This is a genomic window from Blastomonas sp. CCH1-A6 (assembly GCF_001556365.1).
Lineage (GTDB): Bacteria > Pseudomonadota > Alphaproteobacteria > Sphingomonadales > Sphingomonadaceae > Blastomonas > Blastomonas ursincola.
The window spans coordinates 1-15,920 of the sequence record NZ_LSIS01000430.1 but is presented as its reverse complement, the minus strand read 5'-3'; the positions used below and the strand labels follow the sequence as shown (position 1 = coordinate 15,920).

Sequence of the window (15,920 nt, the reverse complement as noted above, 5' to 3'; positions counted from 1 at the left end):
GGTCGCGGTGTTTGCCATCATCCGGCCCCGCCATGACGAGGTGTACTGGCAAACCACCGAACAGCGGCGAGGTAGCGACATGACGGACAGCGCGGCAGGCGGCGGGGCTGTTGTCGAAGGCGATCACCACCGCGTCAGGTGCCTTGGCTTCGCGTGAGGCGATCAGCACCGGCTTGTCGCTGGCACGCACGACCCGTTCGACCTTGGAGCCGATATGGTCGGTCGCGAACTCGCCCGACGCGCCGCGCTTGCCGATGATGACCAATGCAGCATCGGCTTCACGCTCGACGATCGTCTCCACGATCCCTCCATGCAGGTGCATCGACGCGACCGTGATGCCCTGCTCCTTCAAGCGAGTGCCGCCTGCGTCCAGCAGGATGCGCCCTTCCTCGATGGCAAGACGCCCCGCCGCTTCCTCGATGCGGGTCAGCTCTTCCAGCAGCTCGCTTTTGACACCGAGGCCGATCGCGCCGCTATGATCGTTGCGCGATGCCACGGCATCCTTGCGCTGGACGACGTGCAGCAGCTCGACATCGGCCCCGAGCCGGGTAGCGGCCCAGGCCGCCAGATCGACGACGCTGGTCGCGTAGGTGGATGCGTCGATACAGGCCAATATGCGGTTCATAAGCCCTCTCCTCAGTGGGCGCCGAGCGCTGCTTCGGCGCCGGGCTTGTCATGGACGGCGAAGCGATCGACCATCGTCGCGCTCGCCTGATTGAGGCCGATGACCTCGACATGGGTGCCTTCGCGGCGGAACTTGAGGATCGCCTTGTCGAGGCTCCCCACCGCCGAAATGTCCCAGAAGTGCGCGGCGGTCAGGTCGATGACCACATTGTCCAGCACCTCCTTGAAGTCGAAGGCGTCGGCGAACCGCTCGGACGAGGCGAAGAACACCTGACCCGAGACGCGGTAGGTCCGCGTCCTGCCATCCGCGCTCAGCTCGGATGCCACGTCGAACAGGCGCTTGACCTTGCTGGCGAAGAACAGACCGGACAGGATCACGCCTGCGACCACGCCTTGCGCCAGATCGTGCGTCGAGACGACAACCAGCACCGTCACCAGCATGACAACCGACGACTGCCACGGATGGCTCTTGAGGTTCCTGATCGATCCCCAGGAGAAGGTGCCGATCGACACCATAATCATCACCGCGACCAGCGCCGGCATCGGAATGCGGGCGACCAGCGGCCCCAGTACGACGATCAGGAACAGCAGGAACGCGCCCGACACAAAGGTGGAAAGGCGGGTGGAGCCGCCCGACTTCACGTTGATGACCGACTGCCCGATCATGGCGCAGCCGCCCATCCCGCCGAGGAAGCCGGTCAGAAAATTGGCGATACCCTGCCCCTTCATCTCGCGGCGCTTGTTCGATGGCGTGTCGGTCAGATCATCGACGATCTGCGCGGTCATCATCGATTCCAGCAGGCCAACCGCCGCCATCGTCAGCGAATAGGGGAAAATGATGCGCAGCGTTTCCAGCGTGAACGGCACCTGTGGGATGCCGAACGCTGGCAGCGACGAGGGCAGCTTGCCCATATCGCCCACCGTGTTGACCTTGATGCCGGCATAGATCGAGACGATCGTCAGGATCACGATCGCGACCAGCGGCGACGGGATCGCCTTGGTCAGACGCGGGAACAGGTAGATGATCGCCAGGCCCGCCGCGACCATCGCGTAGGTTTCCCACCCGACGTTCGTTAGCTGGGGAAGCTGCGCGATGAAGATTAGGATCGCGAGCGCGTTGACGAAGCCGGTGATGACCGAGCGTGACACATACTGCATCAGCAGGTCGAGCTTCAGGAAGCCGGCGACGCCCTGGATCAGTCCCATGAGGATGGTGGCGGCAAAGAGGTACTGGACGCCGTGATCGCGGATCAGCGGCAGGACAAGAACCGCAATGGCGGCGGTTGCGGCCGAAATCATGCCGGGGCGTCCGCCCACGAGCGAGATGATGACGGCGATGGAGAAGGAGGCAAACAGCCCGACGCTTGGATCGACGCCGGCAATGATCGAGAAGCCGATGGCCTCCGGGATCAGCGCGAGCGCGACGACGATACCCGCAAGCACGTCGGCGCGCGGGTTCGAGAGCCATTCGCGTCGAAGCGAAGTAGCAAATGTCATGTAGAAACCTGATCGCAATAGCGAGGGGCGCACGCCGTCAGACGCGTTCAATCAACGATACTCGGAAGCGAGGCCCAAATTCGCTAAGGTTATCCCGGGGATAGGCGCCGGGCCGAGCCACCCGAATCAATCCGGGTCCGTCGAAGGCCTCTAGATAGTCACTGATCGGACCATATTGCAACTGCGAACATCAGCAGCCTGCATTCCCATAATACCATCGTTTGAGGGAAAGGGGGTGACCGCCGAGGAGTGGTGATTATGAGCAGCCCCCACCGGGTGGTCCGGGTTGATAGTTAGTGCATTGTCGTCTCCGCCGCCATTGCCGGTCGGAGGTGGAGCGAAGCGGAACCGGAGGCCGGCAATGGCGGTGTCGCCGCTTCCGGGGCGGGTGGTCGATAGCCGAGGCTGCTGTGCGGTCGGACAGTGTTGTAGTGACGCCGCCACGCCTCGATCAGCACCCTGGCTTCAGCGAGGGTGTAGAAGATCTCGCCGTTCAGCAGCTCATCCCGCAGCGAGCCGTTGAAGCTCTCGTTGTAGCCGTTCTCCCATGGCGAGCCCGGGGCGATGTAGAGCGTCTTCACGCCGATCTGCCTGAGCCAGGTCTGGACGGCGGCGGCGATGAACTCGCTGCCATAGCACATTGGGAAGCGCTGGTTTGGGAGCCGCTATGGCCCTGATGAAGACAAGGCCGCGTAGCGGCCGCAGGCTTCATCAGGGCAAGCCATGACCGGTCAGCAGGTATCTAAAGTGAGGTTGTCGAGACAACACTTTGGAGGCTGACCGACCATGACCAAGCTCACCTCTACGCCTGCCGGCGCCGTGCTGGTAGCTATCGATATGTCCAAGAGCCGGCAGGAGGTTCTCATCGAGCGACCGGAAGGCGGCCGGCGCCGGCGGATGACCGTCATGGCAACCAGGCAGGACTATGACGGCTTTGCCGAAAAACTCGCTGCCATCGGGCGCCCTATCATTGTCGGGTTCGAGGCGACGGGTAATTACCATCGCACGCTGGCACATCGGCTGCTGACGGCAGGGTTCGAGCTGCGCCTCATCTCGTCGGTCGCGCTCGCCAGAACGCGCGAGGCGCTGCACAATGGCTGGGACAAGAACGACCCCAAGGACGCGCAGGTCATCCTGCACATGCTGCGGATCGGTGCGACGCAGCGCTACGTCGATCCTCTCGCCGCGGGCATCAATGACCTGCAGGAACTCTCGAAGACCCACGAAACGATCTCTAGGATGAAGACGCAGACCTGGCACCGCATCCTGACCCACTACCTGCCGCTGTACTTCCCCGAGATCGCCCGCTTCGCAGGCAACAGCCGGTCCGACTGGTTTCTCGCGCTCATCGAGCGGTTCCCCACTCCTGCCAGCATCACCGCGCTCGACGCTGGGGCATTCTCGGCAGCTGCCTGGTGTCGTTGCCCCCTAATTGCCTGACGAGGCCTCGCGGGTTTGGGTGATGTACTCGCGGGGTGATCGGTAGCCTAGCGCCTTGTGCGGATGGACCTCATTGTAGTGGGTTAGCCAGCGGGGCAGTTGCTCGATGACAGTGCGTGCATCGGGCGTCGGGTTTACACGGACGTAGTCGCGCTTGAGGGTGCGCACGAAAGCTTCGGCCATGCCGTTCGATTGCGGAGAGCTGACCGGCGTGGTGCGGGGTACGAGGCCGATGTCGCGCGCGAAGCGGCGAGTATCGTGAGCAACGTAAGGGCTGCCGTTATCGCTGAGCCATTCAATGGGCGAGGCCAAGCGGTTCACCGGGCCAAAGCGATGCTCGACAGTGGCGACCATCAGATCACGGATGTCCTCGGCGGTGATGCCGCCGGTGGTAGCAACGTGCCCCATGGCCTCGCGGTCACAGCAGTCGAGTGCAAAGGCGACGCGCACCTTTTCGCCATTGTCGCAAGCGATCTCCAAGGCGTCAGAGCACCAGCGGGTGTTGCGCCGATCGACGGCAACGCGACCATCATGGCGCCGCTCCTCCCGGCTGCCGTTGTGGCGCTGAAGCAGCAGCCCGTGCACCTTCATGACCCGGTAGACCCGCTTGGGATTGGGCGCTGTGCGCCCGATCCTGGCAGCCTGGCGGCGCAGAAGGGCGTGGACCCGGCGATAACCGTAGGTGGGCAGATCGGCGATCAGCGCCCGGATGTCGCTGACCAAGTCGGTATCCGGTAGAGGCGGTCGACCTCGCCGACGTGTAGGCGACCGGTTGTGCATGGCTGACAGGTGCTGGCGGCTGACGCCCAACGCCTCGGCCACCGCGCTCACCGGTCGTCCCCTGGCAACGAGATCGAGCGCAAGAGGAGTTTTTTTGGGCCTGCGGCCCGGGAGACGGCCTCCCGCAGTATCTCGGCTTCCATAGTCTTCTTGCCCAGCAGGCGCTGCAGCTCGGCGACCTGGTTCTGCAGCGACCGGTACTCGGAGGCGGGCACCACCTCCTCGCCGGCACCGGCGGCAGTCAGCGCACCCTGCGCAACCAGCCTGCGCCAGGTGAAGATCTGGCTGCCACTGATGCCATGCTGCCGGGCTACCAGCGACACGTTCATGCCCGGCAGATACGTCTCCTCGACGATCCGGACCTTTTCCTCCGGGGTCCAGCGCCTCCGGCGCTGAACCCCGGAGAGGACCTCGCCGCCATTGTAGCGCCTAGTCGTATGCTCAGTCATATGGCTCACTCTTATCTAAGAGCGAGACCCTGTCAGGTCATTTCGGGGGCCAACTCACCTGGCCTCTCATCGGCCGCAAGGTTTCCAAGGCCCGTCTTGTCAATGACATATACGAAACGGCCTGCGCTTCGGTGGCTCTGCCGGTCCCGGAGGATTCGGCAGCAATTACCATGTTCCGCATGGTCATCGCGCAGGGACGCAGCCTCATCCACCAGCGTGACGAGATAGAGCGGCTTGCCCATGACAGGCTGGCCGAGCATGTTGATTATAAGCTGCTGCGCAACATTCCGGGCATTGGTCCGATTAACGCGCTGACCATTCTGGCCGAGGCCGGTGATTTGCGTCGCTTCAACCATCATCGACAGTTCCTGAAGTTCTGCGGCCTCGATCTCGCAACGTGCCAGTCAGGCACGTTTCGTGGCCGCACCAAGCTGTCCAAGTACGGCAACGCGCGTCTGCGCCGCACCTTCTGGATGGCTGCCCAGGTCGCCGCGCGTCAGCGCGACAACAGTTTCCGTGACAAGCTCGGACGGTACACCGCCGGGCACGCGGACGATGCCGACCGTCGCCGCAAGGCGATGACGGCGCTCACCGCCAAGATGGCGCGCGTGGCTCACGCCGTCGTCAAGACGGGGACAGAGTACCGGCCGTTCCTCGAACGGTCGGATGCCAGGTGGAAGGACCCCTCTCTGCAAGTGCCGTGAGGGCGCTCGTCGAGCGACCCTGTAGATAATGTTCGGGCCTTCCACCTGGGTGCGTATCTCGTTTTAAGGATGGTGAGGACCACGGCCGCCCCGGCGCCGCTGGATCCTGTGTTTGCTATGGCAGGGAGCGATCCCGTTGACGGTGGAAGCCATCTGGCTCAGATTGCATGCCGCGCCGATGGTTGTCGGCGCATGGATATCTGCTGGCCAAAACCCGCCGCTGCTTCCAGACATAGGACGTTGTCCGACCTGATATGCGCGGGCGGACCACGCTCGATGAACAACTCGGCCAGCGCTGCCAGTACGTCTTCGTGTTTGAGCTGGCGCGCGACGACGAGTGCCAGGCACTCCCTGCTCGCCTCGTCGATAATGGTAAGGATGCGGAACTTGCGTCCGTCATGGGTGCGTTCCTCGACGAAGTCGTAAGCCCAGACATGCCCCGGATACTCCGGCCGCAACCGGATGCACGAGCCATCGTTCAGCCATAACCGGCCGCGTTTCGGCTGGCGCTGCGGCACCTTCAGCCCCTCGCGTCGCCAGATCCGTTCCACCCGTTTATCGTCTAATCGGTCAAGCCGTTTGCCAAGGTGCTCGTAGTCGATCTTCTTTTGCGCATCGTTGTCGTCTTCGAGGTCAGGACGGGTCCAGCCTCAGCATGGCGCCAGATCGCCGGCCTCTCGATGTGGTTCCCGTGTTCCAGATGGTCACGAAGCGGGTCACGAGATGGCCGTGGCCGCACCCTGGCGGGGCGGCAGCTCGGAAAGCAGATATCAGGCCATGGCAGTCACCTTTGGGTCAAAGCCTCGCCCGTCGATCCACATCCGGTGGAGGATCACCGCCAGCTTGCGGGCCAGCGCAACGCGCGCCTTCCAGAAGCCCGATCTCCGGCCGATGGCGGCAGCCCAGTCCTTCAGCGCCGACGCCTGCGAGGTCCGCGACAGCATGACATTGGCCGCTTCGAACAGCAGCTTGCGGGTGAGACGATCTCCGCACTTGGAGATGCGGCCGTTGATGTCGACCTCGCCCGACTGGTAGCGACGCGGAGTGAGACCGAGATAGGCGCCGACATCCTGCGAGCGTCGGAACCGGTGAGGATCCTCGATGGTGGTCATGAAGCTGACGGCCGTCAGCGGTCCGACGCCGGGCATCGTCATCATCAAGCGGCAGGCGCCGCTTTGCCGGGCAACCCGGGCGAGCTGCTTGGCAATGGCAAGCTGTTGCTCCCGCAATGTGCTCAGCATCGCCAGTAGGCTCTCGAACAGTGCGGCGACCACCGGATCGTCCGGCAGCGTTGCCCGGACCTGACGTTCGAAGGTGCCACCCTTCCCGGGTCCGACCAGAATGCCGAAAGTCTTCGCCAGGCCGCGTATCTTGTTGATGAGCGCGGTGCTCATGCCGACCAGCTGGTCTCGCGTGATCAGGAGCGCACGCAACCGGTGCGTATCCATCGAGCGAACAGCGACCGGCCGGTACCAGCCCGAGCGGACCAGCCGTGCCAACCCAAACGCGTCGTTGCGGTCCGTCTTGTTCATCTGCAGCTTCAGCGCTGCCGCAGCATGCCTGGCATGAAGACACACCACCGGCAGCTCTCGCTCGGTCAATGCGTGCCACAACCACACGGTCATCGGGCCCGTCTCGATACCGATCCTCACGGCTCCTGCGGCCCTCCGCGCCAGCACGGCCGCAATAGCGTCCGGGTCCGTTCGCGACTTACCGTCCCATATGCGATCGCCCGTTTCGTCCACGACGCAGATCGCGGTCTCCTTCATCGACACATCTAGGCCAACATAGCAGGTCATCTTCCGTCCTCCTCTTCAGGGGACGACAGGCTATCCCAACGAGCACCGCTCCTGATTACGCCATGTGGTTCACCGACCAACCCGCCGCATGCAGCAGCGCCGTCACCCGGCGATAGCCGTAGCGCCCGTACTGCCTGGCAAGGGCGATGATATCCTCGGTGAGCGCCAGCTCGTCATCTGCCCCGAACGGCACCTTGCGCTGCGTCGACCGGTGCTGGCCGAGCACGCGGCACACCCGCCGCTCGGATACATCCAGCACCTCCCGGACCTGGTCGATGCAGCGCCGACGCCGTGCGGGGCTCAGAAGTTTCCCTTGGCTGCCTCCTGCAGGATGAGCTTGTCCAGCGTCAGATCCGAGATCGCCCGGCGCAGCCGCAGGTTCTCCTTTTCCAGATCCTTCATCCGCCGAGTCTGATCGGTCTTCAGGCCACCATATTCCTTGCGCCAGCGGTATTAGGTCTGCTCGCTGACCGCGATGCGCCGACAGGCCTCGGCGGTCGTGCCGCCCTGACCCAGCATGATCTCAACCTCACGTAGCTTCCCGATAATCTCCTCGGGCTTGTGCTTCTTCGCAGGCATTCGTCGTCCCTTCCTTGGTCCAGACTGTAATAGTCGATGGACCACTCAGAAGGGGGCAGCTCAGACGGCCATGATCGGCGCGCGGCGCGCCAGCAATGACGGCTAGTAAGATGATGGCGAGTAGAACGAGATGATGAGGCCCGATGATAGCAGGCGCTCCCACGAGGCGATCCGCGCCGCTGCCTACGCACTTCGTGACTGCGTCAGGGCTGGACCTCCGCTTACCGACCTCGGCCGGCTACGAATGAACCTGGCCAATGCGGTACGGGAGCATCTGCCTACACAGCAGGGCTGGAACAAGGAGGCTCGAGGCTATTTCGCCGACCAGATGCCGACTTACGAGCGGATCATGGAAGAGGATCGCGAGCTTCGGCTACGCTACTCCGACCACATACGGCGTTGGAGCAGCAACGCGATAGCTTCGAACGTCCCAGCCTATGCTGCGGACGTCGCAACACTGGTAGAGCGCCTCGACCGCTACCTGCGGTCGCTTGAGCACGAGCTCTATAAGCCGATGCACCAGGCAGGGATCGAGGCGTGATCGGTGATCAATTGCCCCTGTAGGTGGAGTAGCCGAAGGGGCTGACCACGACCGGCACATGGTAGTGCGCGGCAGGGTCGGTGACGCGGAACACGGGATCGATCTCGGGGAAGAATGGCACCGCCTTCGCATCCGGGTAGCCTGCCATGTCGAACAGCAGCTTGTAGGTGCGCGGCGCGAACTTCGACGGCTACCTACCCGACGCCGATATCTCGGTTGAAACCGGGCAAACCTATAGTCCTGCATGACGATCTGGCATCTTGCATCACCGCGAGCAGCTATCGAAACCGGCGTTTATCACCTACAGTCCTGCAAGGCAGGGTCGCCGGTCCTGCGAAACCGATGGTGGGGGTGCCGTTGCGACCTGTGTCAGCTGCGATCTGTGTTCCGGTCCGCAACGAGGAGACTGCGTTACCGAAGTTGCTGGAGGCGATCGAGCGACTGGACCTGGGCGACGTCGAGGCTGCCGTGTTCTTCCTCCTTGATAATTGCTCGGATGCGAGCGAGCAGGTAATACTCGAGCATGCTGGTCGCATGGCCCTTCCGTTCACGGTGGCTCAGGGAGACCCGTCCCCTGATGCCAATGCCGGTCGTGCACGCCGGGCCGCCATCGCCCTCGGCCTGCATCATGCGGCGAGCACGCCCCACGGTATTCTCCTGACGACCGACGCCGACAGCCAGCCCCGTGCCGATTGGGTCAGGGCGGCACTGCAGGGCCTGGCCTCGGCCGACCTTGTCGCCGGGCGAATCGTCCGGATCGCAGCGGAGCGGGATCCGGTGCAGGGGAGGGTCGAGCGCTACCTCGATCGGCTTCACGCCTACCGACGATCGGTCGACCCCGTTCCGTGGGACAGTCCGACCGGCTCCCACTGCTCGGGAGGCGCCAACATGGCCTTCCGACCCGGAGCCTATCAGGCGCTGGGTGGCTTCCAGCCGGTGCCATGCGGCGAGGACGCCGCCCTGCTCGACGATGCCGGGCGCGCCGGGTTTCGCGTGCGCCGCGATCCCGGCATGGTGGTTGCGACCTCCTCACGGCGGCTCGGCCGGGCGCCGGGCGGCATGGCGGCTGCGCTCAGTGCCATCGACCATCACGGGGCACCCTCAATGCCGCATCCCCGAGGGGCGGCATGGCAATACCGACAGCAGGCGGAGGCGCGCCGCATTTGGGCCGGGCTCCCCGATTCCTTTGTCGCAGCTCGCTTCGGCGACCGTATCGGATTGACCGGTGACCATGTGATCGGCGTCGCGCGCGACTGCCCCAACGCAGAGGCGTTCGCCATGCGTGTCGTGCCGGCGCTGCCCGATATACCCGACGTCACCCTCGCCGAGGCCGAGCATGCCCTGGCAACGCTCGAGCACCAGCTTTGCGAGCAGGCGGTATGACGACGACCAAAGCTCTGCGCCATGCGATCGTCGCGGCAGGGTGGGTGACCGACCCCGCCGGCGATCCGACGACGCCCGAGGCATATCTGGACCTGCTCCGCCCTCTTTACGCTGCGGGACGCCGGGATCTCCCCATCGGGCGCCTGCTGGAGGGGCATGTCGATGCGGTGCAAATCGTGTTTCGATACGGCACGTCGTCCCAGGTCGCTGCGTTGCGGGCGCGGATCGCTGCGGGAGCGATGCTGGGTGTGTGGAATGCGGGCCTGCCGGGTGAGTCGCTGGTGCTTACCGGCGGACGGCTGACCGGCGGCAAGGGCTATGCATCGGGGGCGGGGATACTGACTCACGCGCTGGTAACTGCGGATAGCGAACGCGGGCCGCAGCTGCTCCTGCTCGACCTGGATGCCGATCCGCCTGCCATCGATCGGGAGTGGTGGCAGACGATCGGCATGCAGCGCTCGGAGACACATCTGGTGCGCTGGTCCGGCTCTGTGATCCGTGAAGACGGCCGTATCGGCGAGCCCGGCAGCTATGCGCGGGAGCCGTTCTTCAGCGGAGGCGCGCTGCGCTTCGCCGCGGTTCATGCCGGGGGCATCGCCGGCCTGCTCGATGCAGTGCGTGACCACCTGACCACCCACGAGCGCGCTTCCGATCCGTTCCAGGCATCGCGCCTCGCCGACCTGTTCCTGCTTGCCCAGGGTGCAGCGGCGAGCATCCGCGACACGGCGGGCGCCTGGTTCAGCGGGACGGATGCGGAACGCCTCGCCCGGGTGTCCGCTGCGCGGCTATCGATCGCCGGCTCTGCCGAGCGCGCCCTGACGATCGCGCAGGAGGCGGTGGGGCTGCAGGGATTGTTCCTATCGCATCCGCTGGCGGCAAAGATCGCCGATCTCATGGTGTACCTGCGCCAGCCTGCGCCCGACGCGCATCGCTTTCGCGTCGGCCAGGCTGTCGCCGAGCACATCCTCGACCCCATTCTGTGAGGATCCCGCTGCGAAACGTACGTGTCGCGCTGGTGATCGCCCCGCACCCGGATGACGAGGTCATCGGCGCGGCAGGCCTCATTGCGCGGCTTCGCCGCCATGGAGCTCGGGTCCGGGTTGCGGTCGTGACCGATGGTGCCGCGTCTCACCGGGGCAGCCGACAATGGCCGAGAGCGCGACTGGTCGCGGCGCGCCAGCGTGAGAGCCTTCATGCGCTACGTCGTCTCGGCATCGTTGCTGGCGACGTCTCGTTCCTCAATTTGCCCGATGGCCAGTTGCCCTCGATCCCGGGACGCTGTTATCGCGCGCTGCGCCGCCAGGTCGCACGATGCCGGGATCTCGATCTCATCGTCGGACCGGCCTGCGATGACGACCATCCCGATCACCGCGCCGTAGCAGCGGCCGTCGCCCGATGCCCGGGTGGCGCCGGTCGGCTGACCTACCGCGTGTGGCCGCCTCGCCCGGACAGGTCCGGACCGGCATGGCGCATCGCTGTGCCCGGAGGAGTTCCGGTTAAGCGGTCGCTGATCCGCGTCTACCGGACGCAGCTCGGCGCCGTTTCCGATGATCCAGCAGGCTTCACGATCGCGAGACACGAGCTTGCGGCCTTTGCTCGTCCGGTCGAGCGCTACCGGCCGGGTTCGAAGTGACGAGCCCGATCGATCTTGCCGGGTTCGCCGCCAAGTTCGCCGGCGACGACGATCCCTGGCGCACCTTCACCGCCCGTGACGAGGCGGTGAAGCGTGCCGTGATCCTGCACGCGATAGGTCACCGACCGGTCGGACGGGTGCTGGAGCTGGCCAGCGGCAACGGATCCAACAGTGCCGCGATCGCGAGGATGGCGTTGTGCCTCGATGCGACCGAGGGCACGAGGGAGGGGGTCGACCTGACGGCACGCGCCGTCGCGGCCTGGCCTCGTGCGTGCGCATCGCTGCTCGTGCTCCCCGGTCGACCGCCACGTCTCGTCTATGACGTGATCGTGATCGCCGAGATCCTGTATTACCTCTCAGCGCGAGAGATGGCCCGGGTTGCGCGTGAGATGGCCGCTCGCCTGCGGGGAGACGGCACCATCGTGCTCGCGCACCACAGGATCGACTACTACGACTTCGCCCAGCACGCGGCAGGAATCCACGCCCGGTTCCTCGCAGAGACCGGGCGTCGTTGGACGGTTCGCACCGTGCGCCGCACCCGCCGCTGGGTCGTCACCGCGGCCCGCGCCGACGGTGTGCCCCGATCCCCTTGAACGCGAGCGAGGCAGCACGTCCCACGTCCGTGCGATATGAGGCTTGCCGTTAAGTGGAGCGGCAGGACGTCCACCTGCCGCTCCCGCCAGGGTCGTCAGGCCGCCGCGTCGAGATCGACCTTCATCTCCCGAGCCCAGAACCTGAGGTCACGACAGGTCGTGACGAACGCCTTGACGTCCTTGCTCTTGCTTAGGGCTACGAAGCCATCGTCAAGCTCCGGCACTCGAGAAGCGTCGAACAACGTGGCGGCTGCATCGGTGTAGCCGATGAACTTGCAGTGGCCGAACGCGTCCGCCACGAAGTCCTTGGAGGCCGCATCCTTGGCGAGCATCGCAACCCCCTCCTCGGACGGGAGCACCGCGACGGCATCGAACAGGACCGAAGGTCCGCCGTCGATCTTCTGCTTGGCCGCGACCTTGGTGCCGTCGTCGAGCGTGACCCCGCCGATCTTCGGCGCGACCACCTCCCAGACCGCGCCTTCGGCTTCCAGCGCCTTCGTCAGCGCATTGAACAGCTCGGCGCTCGACCCATCGGTCAGCAGCAGGCCCATCTTTCGCCCGGCGAAATTCGCCGGGCCGTTGGCGACGATCGAGAGCGCCGACGATGTCGGCAGGTCTAGCGTCGGCTTGGCCGCCTTGGCGGCGTCCGGCAGGTCAAGGCCGAGCCCGTCCGCAACGGTAGCGGCGAGATCCTCGTCGATGTTGCGCAGGTGGCTGACCGCCCGGGCCCGGATGTCGACACGATCTACCTTCGACAGCTCGAACACCAGCGCGTCGCCGATGTGCTTCTGCTCGATCGGCTGCTGGCTGAGATAGAACTGCCGCGCCTGGCTGTAATGATCGGCAAAGGTTTCGGACCGAACCCGCTGCTTAGTCCCCTGAACCTCGGCGGGGAAGCTGGTGAAGCCGATCTCCGCGTTCTCGCGCGGACCGCCTTCCGCGCCCCAGCTGTTCGGCTCATAGTTCACGCGCCCCTTCGGATTGCGCATCGCCATGTGGCCGTCCTGCTGGAAGTTCATCACCGGACAGCGCGGGGCATTGATCGGCAGGTGGGTGAAGTTCGGGCTGCCGAGCCGCTTCAGCTGGGTATCGAGATAGGAGAAGTTGCGGCCGTGCAGCAGCGGGTCGTCACTGAAGTCGATGCCCGGCACGATGTTCTGCGTGCAGTAGGCGACCTGCTCGGTTTCGGCGAAGAAGTTGTCGACGTTGCGATTAAGCGTGAGCGTACCGACGATGCGGACCGGCACGTCCTCCTCGGGGATGAGCTTGGTCGAGTCGAGATGGTCGAAGGGAAGCTTGTCGGCGGTTTCCTGATCGAACAGCTGGACGCCGAGATCCCATTGCGGGAAGTCACCGCTCTCGATCGCCTCCCAGAGATCGCGGCGATGATAGTCGGGATCGGCGCCGCTGATCTTGACCGCTTCGTTCCACAGCACCGACTGGAGCCCCTGGCGCGGCTTCCAGTGGAACTTGACGAAGGTCGACCTGCCTTCCGCGTTCACCAGGCGGAAGCTGTGGACGCCGAAGCCCTCCATCGTGCGGAAGGAGCGGGGGATCGTGCGATCGGACATGATCCACATGATCATGTGCCAGGCTTCCGGGGTGAGGCTGGCGAAATCCCAGAAATTGTCGTGTGCGGTTTGCGCCTGGGGGAACGCCCGGTCGGGCTCCTGCTTAGCCGCATGGACCAGATCGGGGAACTTGATGGCATCCTGGATGAAGAACACCGGGATGTTGTTGCCGACGATGTCCCAGTTGCCCTGCTTCGTGTACATCTTGACGGCGAAGCCGCGCACGTCGCGCGCCAGATCGCGCGAGCCCTTGTTGCCCGCTACCGTTGAGAAGCGGACGAACACCTCCGTCTGCTGCCCGACCGTGCTCAGCACGTCGGCGCGGGTGTAGTCGGCCAGACTGTCGGTCAGCTCGAACACGCCGTGCGCGCCATAGCCGCGTGCGTGGACGACGCGCTCCGGGATGCGCTCGTGATCGAAATGGAAGATCTTTTCGCGGAGGATGAAGTCCTCGAGCAGCGTGGGGCCCCGCAGACCCGCCTTGAGACTGTTCTGGGCGTCCGCGATCGGGATGCCCTGCTGCGTGGTCATGGTAAGTGCCGCGTCCGAGGTCGTCTGGCGGGTTTCGCCGCCATGGCCCTGCTGCTCGGCATAGTTCGTCGGCTGGTCGGCACCCGCCGGCAGCGGCGGTGCCTTCTTGGCCGTCTCGCCCTTGAGTTTCACCGCGTCGCTTTTGATGCTCTTGCGTGCCATGGACGTAATCCTCCGATCATGCCCTTAATGCCACCAGCGCCACGGCGATGCGAGGCATAAATCTTTGTAGCGACTGGGAACCGACCCGGAGGACCGAAATCAAGTTATGTCAGTCGAGCATGGTCGCCGGTTCGGACGACAGGCGCGGGCTCGGCAACGTAAGTGTTCATGGCTGCGCAGAACCCGACTGCGGCTTCCTTGGTCCTGGATCACAGCCAGGGAAAGCCGATATGAGCCGGTTGGAGATGTCTTAACGCCTTGCCGTTAGCCGAGCATGATGTACTCCCAGGTCGTACAGGTTTTCGACTGCGTCCGGCACGACCACGATCTGTGGTTGGTGCTGCTCGCCGGCCTGGTTTGCCTCTGCGGAATCTATGCGTCCTTTGCCCTGGCCGACCATGCCATACGCTCAGGGCGGAAGACGCGCAGCCTGTGAGAACCTATCACCATCGTGTCGGCCGGCTGCACGGCCTGGGCGACCCACTTCATTATCTTGCTGGCTTTCAAGCCGGGCATGCCGTCTGCGTTCAACCCGCTGGCCGTACGGCCGTTTTACGGCCGCTCGTTGATGTAAACGAATCAAATGGACAGGGACCCATGCCGCGGCTCAAGGCGTTGAGCGTCATAGACATGGCCCTGACGACAGGGACATGCACTCAGATGAGGAAACGACATGCGCGCACTATGCTGGCACGGTAAAGGCGATGTCCGCGTCGACACCGTTGCGGATCCCGAGATCAAGCACCCGCGCGATGCGATCATCAAAGTAACCGCCTGCGCGATCTGCGGGTCGGACCTTCACCTGCTGGATGGCTACCAGCCCACCATGGAGGCCGGCGACATCCTCGGCCACGAGAACATGGGCGAGGTCGTGGCGCTCGGGTCCGAGGTCACCAACCTCAAGATCGGGGACCGGGTGGTGGTGCCGTTCACGATCAGCTGCGGCGATTGCTGGTTCTGCAAGAAGGGTCTGTTTGCGGCCTGCGATCGGACCAATCCGAACGCCGAGATGGCCGCCAAGGCGATGGGCCATTCGCCCGCCGGGCTGTTCGGCTTCAGCCACATGCTGGGCGGCTACTGCGGCGGTCAGGCGGAGTATCTCCGCGTGCCGATGGCGGATGTCGGTCCGATCAAGATTCCCGACAACGTTACCGACGAGCAGGCCCTCTTCCTATCGGATATCTTCCCGACCGGCTACATGGCCGCCGAGAATGCGCAGATCGAGCATGGCGACACCGTCGCGATCTGGGGCTGCGGTCCGGTCGGCCAGTTCGCCATCCGCTCCGCGCTGATGATGGGCGCCGGCCGCGTGATCGCGATCGACGAGGTGCCCGAGCGACTCGCCATGGCGGAGGCCGGTGGCGCTGAGACGATTAACTTCGCCGAAACCGATGTCTACGACGAGCTGCAGGCGCGAACCAAGGGCCGGGGCCCCGACAGCTGCATCGATGCTGTCGGCTGCGAGGCGGCCGCGCACGGGGCGGCGGACGCGGTCATGGACAAGGTGAAGGCAAGCATGATGCTCGCCACTGATCGCGTCCACGTCCTGCGGCAGGCGATCATGAGCTGCCGCAAGGGCGGCACGGTCTCCGTGCCCGGCGTCTACGTCGGGATGGGTGACAAGCTTCCGATCG

The 15,920-nt window shown here is 64.7% G+C and carries 11 protein-coding genes, 6 pseudogenes and 1 other annotated feature; of the genes and pseudogenes, 8 read left to right on the top strand and 9 right to left on the bottom strand.

The features are described 5' to 3' along the window. From AX735_RS09270 to AX735_RS09280, 3 genes and pseudogenes are all read right to left on the bottom strand, one after another. On the bottom strand, nt 1–625 hold a 625-nt coding region (locus AX735_RS09270), incomplete at its 3' end, for a universal stress protein (RefSeq protein ID WP_066278957.1). Between the two features lie 11 nt (nt 626–636). After that, nucleotides 637–2,121: a SulP family inorganic anion transporter gene (locus AX735_RS09275; RefSeq protein WP_007684580.1), complete on the bottom strand. Its 1,485-nt coding sequence runs from the start codon at nt 2,119–2,121 to the stop codon at nt 637–639. A gap of 87 nt (nt 2,122–2,208) precedes the next feature. Next, nucleotides 2,209–2,263 (bottom strand) — a sequence feature (sul1 is cis-regulatory element that is thought to sense ions involved in sulfur or methionine metabolism; They are found in Alphaproteobacteria). A 151-nt stretch (nt 2,264–2,414) separates the two neighbouring features. Beyond that, nucleotides 2,415–2,753 (bottom strand): annotated as a pseudogene (locus AX735_RS09280) (integrase core domain-containing protein); the annotation flags it as partial. A 154-nt stretch (nt 2,754–2,907) separates the two neighbouring features. Here AX735_RS09280 and AX735_RS09285 point away from each other — a divergent pair. Then, nucleotides 2,908–3,537: pseudogene (locus tag AX735_RS09285) on the top strand (IS110 family transposase); the annotation flags it as partial. A gap of 12 nt (nt 3,538–3,549) precedes the next feature. On the opposite strand, the gene AX735_RS24250 reads toward AX735_RS09285, so the two are convergent. Continuing rightward, nucleotides 3,550–4,790, bottom strand: a protein-coding gene (locus AX735_RS24250) for an IS3 family transposase (protein WP_090423511.1) whose coding sequence is annotated in 2 segments (ribosomal slippage) — nt 3,550–4,436 and nt 4,436–4,790 — 1,242 coding nt in all. Because the reading frame shifts where the segments join, the coding sequence is not laid out codon by codon here. Nucleotides 4,791–4,849: 59 nt separating this feature from the next. On the opposite strand from AX735_RS24250, the pseudogene AX735_RS09300 reads away from it, so the two are divergent. Beyond that, nucleotides 4,850–5,519, top strand: a pseudogene (locus AX735_RS09300) (transposase); the annotation flags it as partial. Between the two features lie 214 nt (nt 5,520–5,733). On the opposite strand, the pseudogene AX735_RS09305 reads toward AX735_RS09300, so the two are convergent. The 3 genes and pseudogenes from AX735_RS09305 to AX735_RS24255 form a co-directional block, all read right to left on the bottom strand. Beyond that, nucleotides 5,734–6,060, bottom strand: a pseudogene (locus AX735_RS09305) (DDE-type integrase/transposase/recombinase); the annotation flags it as partial. A 204-nt stretch (nt 6,061–6,264) separates the two neighbouring features. After that, entirely contained in the window at nt 6,265–7,293 is a 1,029-nt protein-coding gene (locus tag AX735_RS09310; protein ID WP_020493465.1) for an IS110 family transposase, read from the bottom strand. Between the two features lie 67 nt (nt 7,294–7,360). Further along, nucleotides 7,361–7,872: pseudogene (locus AX735_RS24255) on the bottom strand (transposase); the annotation flags it as partial. A 244-nt stretch (nt 7,873–8,116) separates the two neighbouring features. Between AX735_RS24255 and AX735_RS09325 the strand changes: the two are divergent. Continuing rightward, nucleotides 8,117–8,413, top strand: a complete 297-nt coding sequence (locus tag AX735_RS09325; RefSeq protein ID WP_082442131.1) for a hypothetical protein — start codon at nt 8,117–8,119, stop codon at nt 8,411–8,413. Nucleotides 8,414–8,420: 7 nt separating this feature from the next. On the opposite strand, the pseudogene AX735_RS09330 reads toward AX735_RS09325, so the two are convergent. Then, nucleotides 8,421–8,585, bottom strand: a pseudogene (locus AX735_RS09330) (hydroxyisourate hydrolase); the annotation flags it as partial. 248 nt (nt 8,586–8,833) lie between these two features. Here AX735_RS09330 and AX735_RS24265 point away from each other — a divergent pair. From AX735_RS24265 to AX735_RS09345, 4 genes are read left to right on the top strand one after another with little or no spacing between them, the layout of a single operon-like run. Next, nucleotides 8,834–9,796 carry a glycosyltransferase gene (locus AX735_RS24265; protein ID WP_206378455.1) on the top strand — a complete coding sequence of 321 codons (963 nt, stop codon included), beginning with the start codon at nt 8,834–8,836 and terminating at the stop codon, nt 9,794–9,796. 44 nt (nt 9,797–9,840) lie between these two features. Next, nucleotides 9,841–10,779: an acyl-CoA dehydrogenase gene (locus AX735_RS09340; RefSeq protein ID WP_231729960.1), complete on the top strand. Its 939-nt coding sequence runs from the start codon at nt 9,841–9,843 to the stop codon at nt 10,777–10,779. Then, nucleotides 10,776–11,429 (top strand): PIG-L deacetylase family protein, encoded by a 654-nt coding sequence (locus AX735_RS24270; RefSeq protein WP_010408764.1) that lies wholly within the window; start codon nt 10,776–10,778, stop codon nt 11,427–11,429. The genes AX735_RS09340 and AX735_RS24270 overlap by 4 nt, the downstream gene beginning before the upstream one ends. Beyond that, nucleotides 11,426–12,022: an SAM-dependent methyltransferase gene (locus AX735_RS09345; protein ID WP_066278969.1), complete on the top strand. Its 597-nt coding sequence runs from the start codon at nt 11,426–11,428 to the stop codon at nt 12,020–12,022. The genes AX735_RS24270 and AX735_RS09345 overlap by 4 nt, the downstream gene beginning before the upstream one ends. Before the next feature lie 95 nt (nt 12,023–12,117). Here AX735_RS09345 and AX735_RS09350 read toward each other — a convergent pair whose 3' ends face one another. Further along, the gene (locus AX735_RS09350; protein WP_018250473.1) at nt 12,118–14,286 is read right to left on the bottom strand and encodes a catalase; all 2,169 of its coding nucleotides are present in this window, start codon (nt 14,284–14,286) and stop codon (nt 12,118–12,120) included. A gap of 673 nt (nt 14,287–14,959) precedes the next feature. Between AX735_RS09350 and AX735_RS09360 the strand changes: the two genes are divergently transcribed. Beyond that, on the top strand, nt 14,960–15,920 hold a 961-nt coding region (locus AX735_RS09360), incomplete at its 3' end, for a zinc-dependent alcohol dehydrogenase (RefSeq protein WP_066278972.1).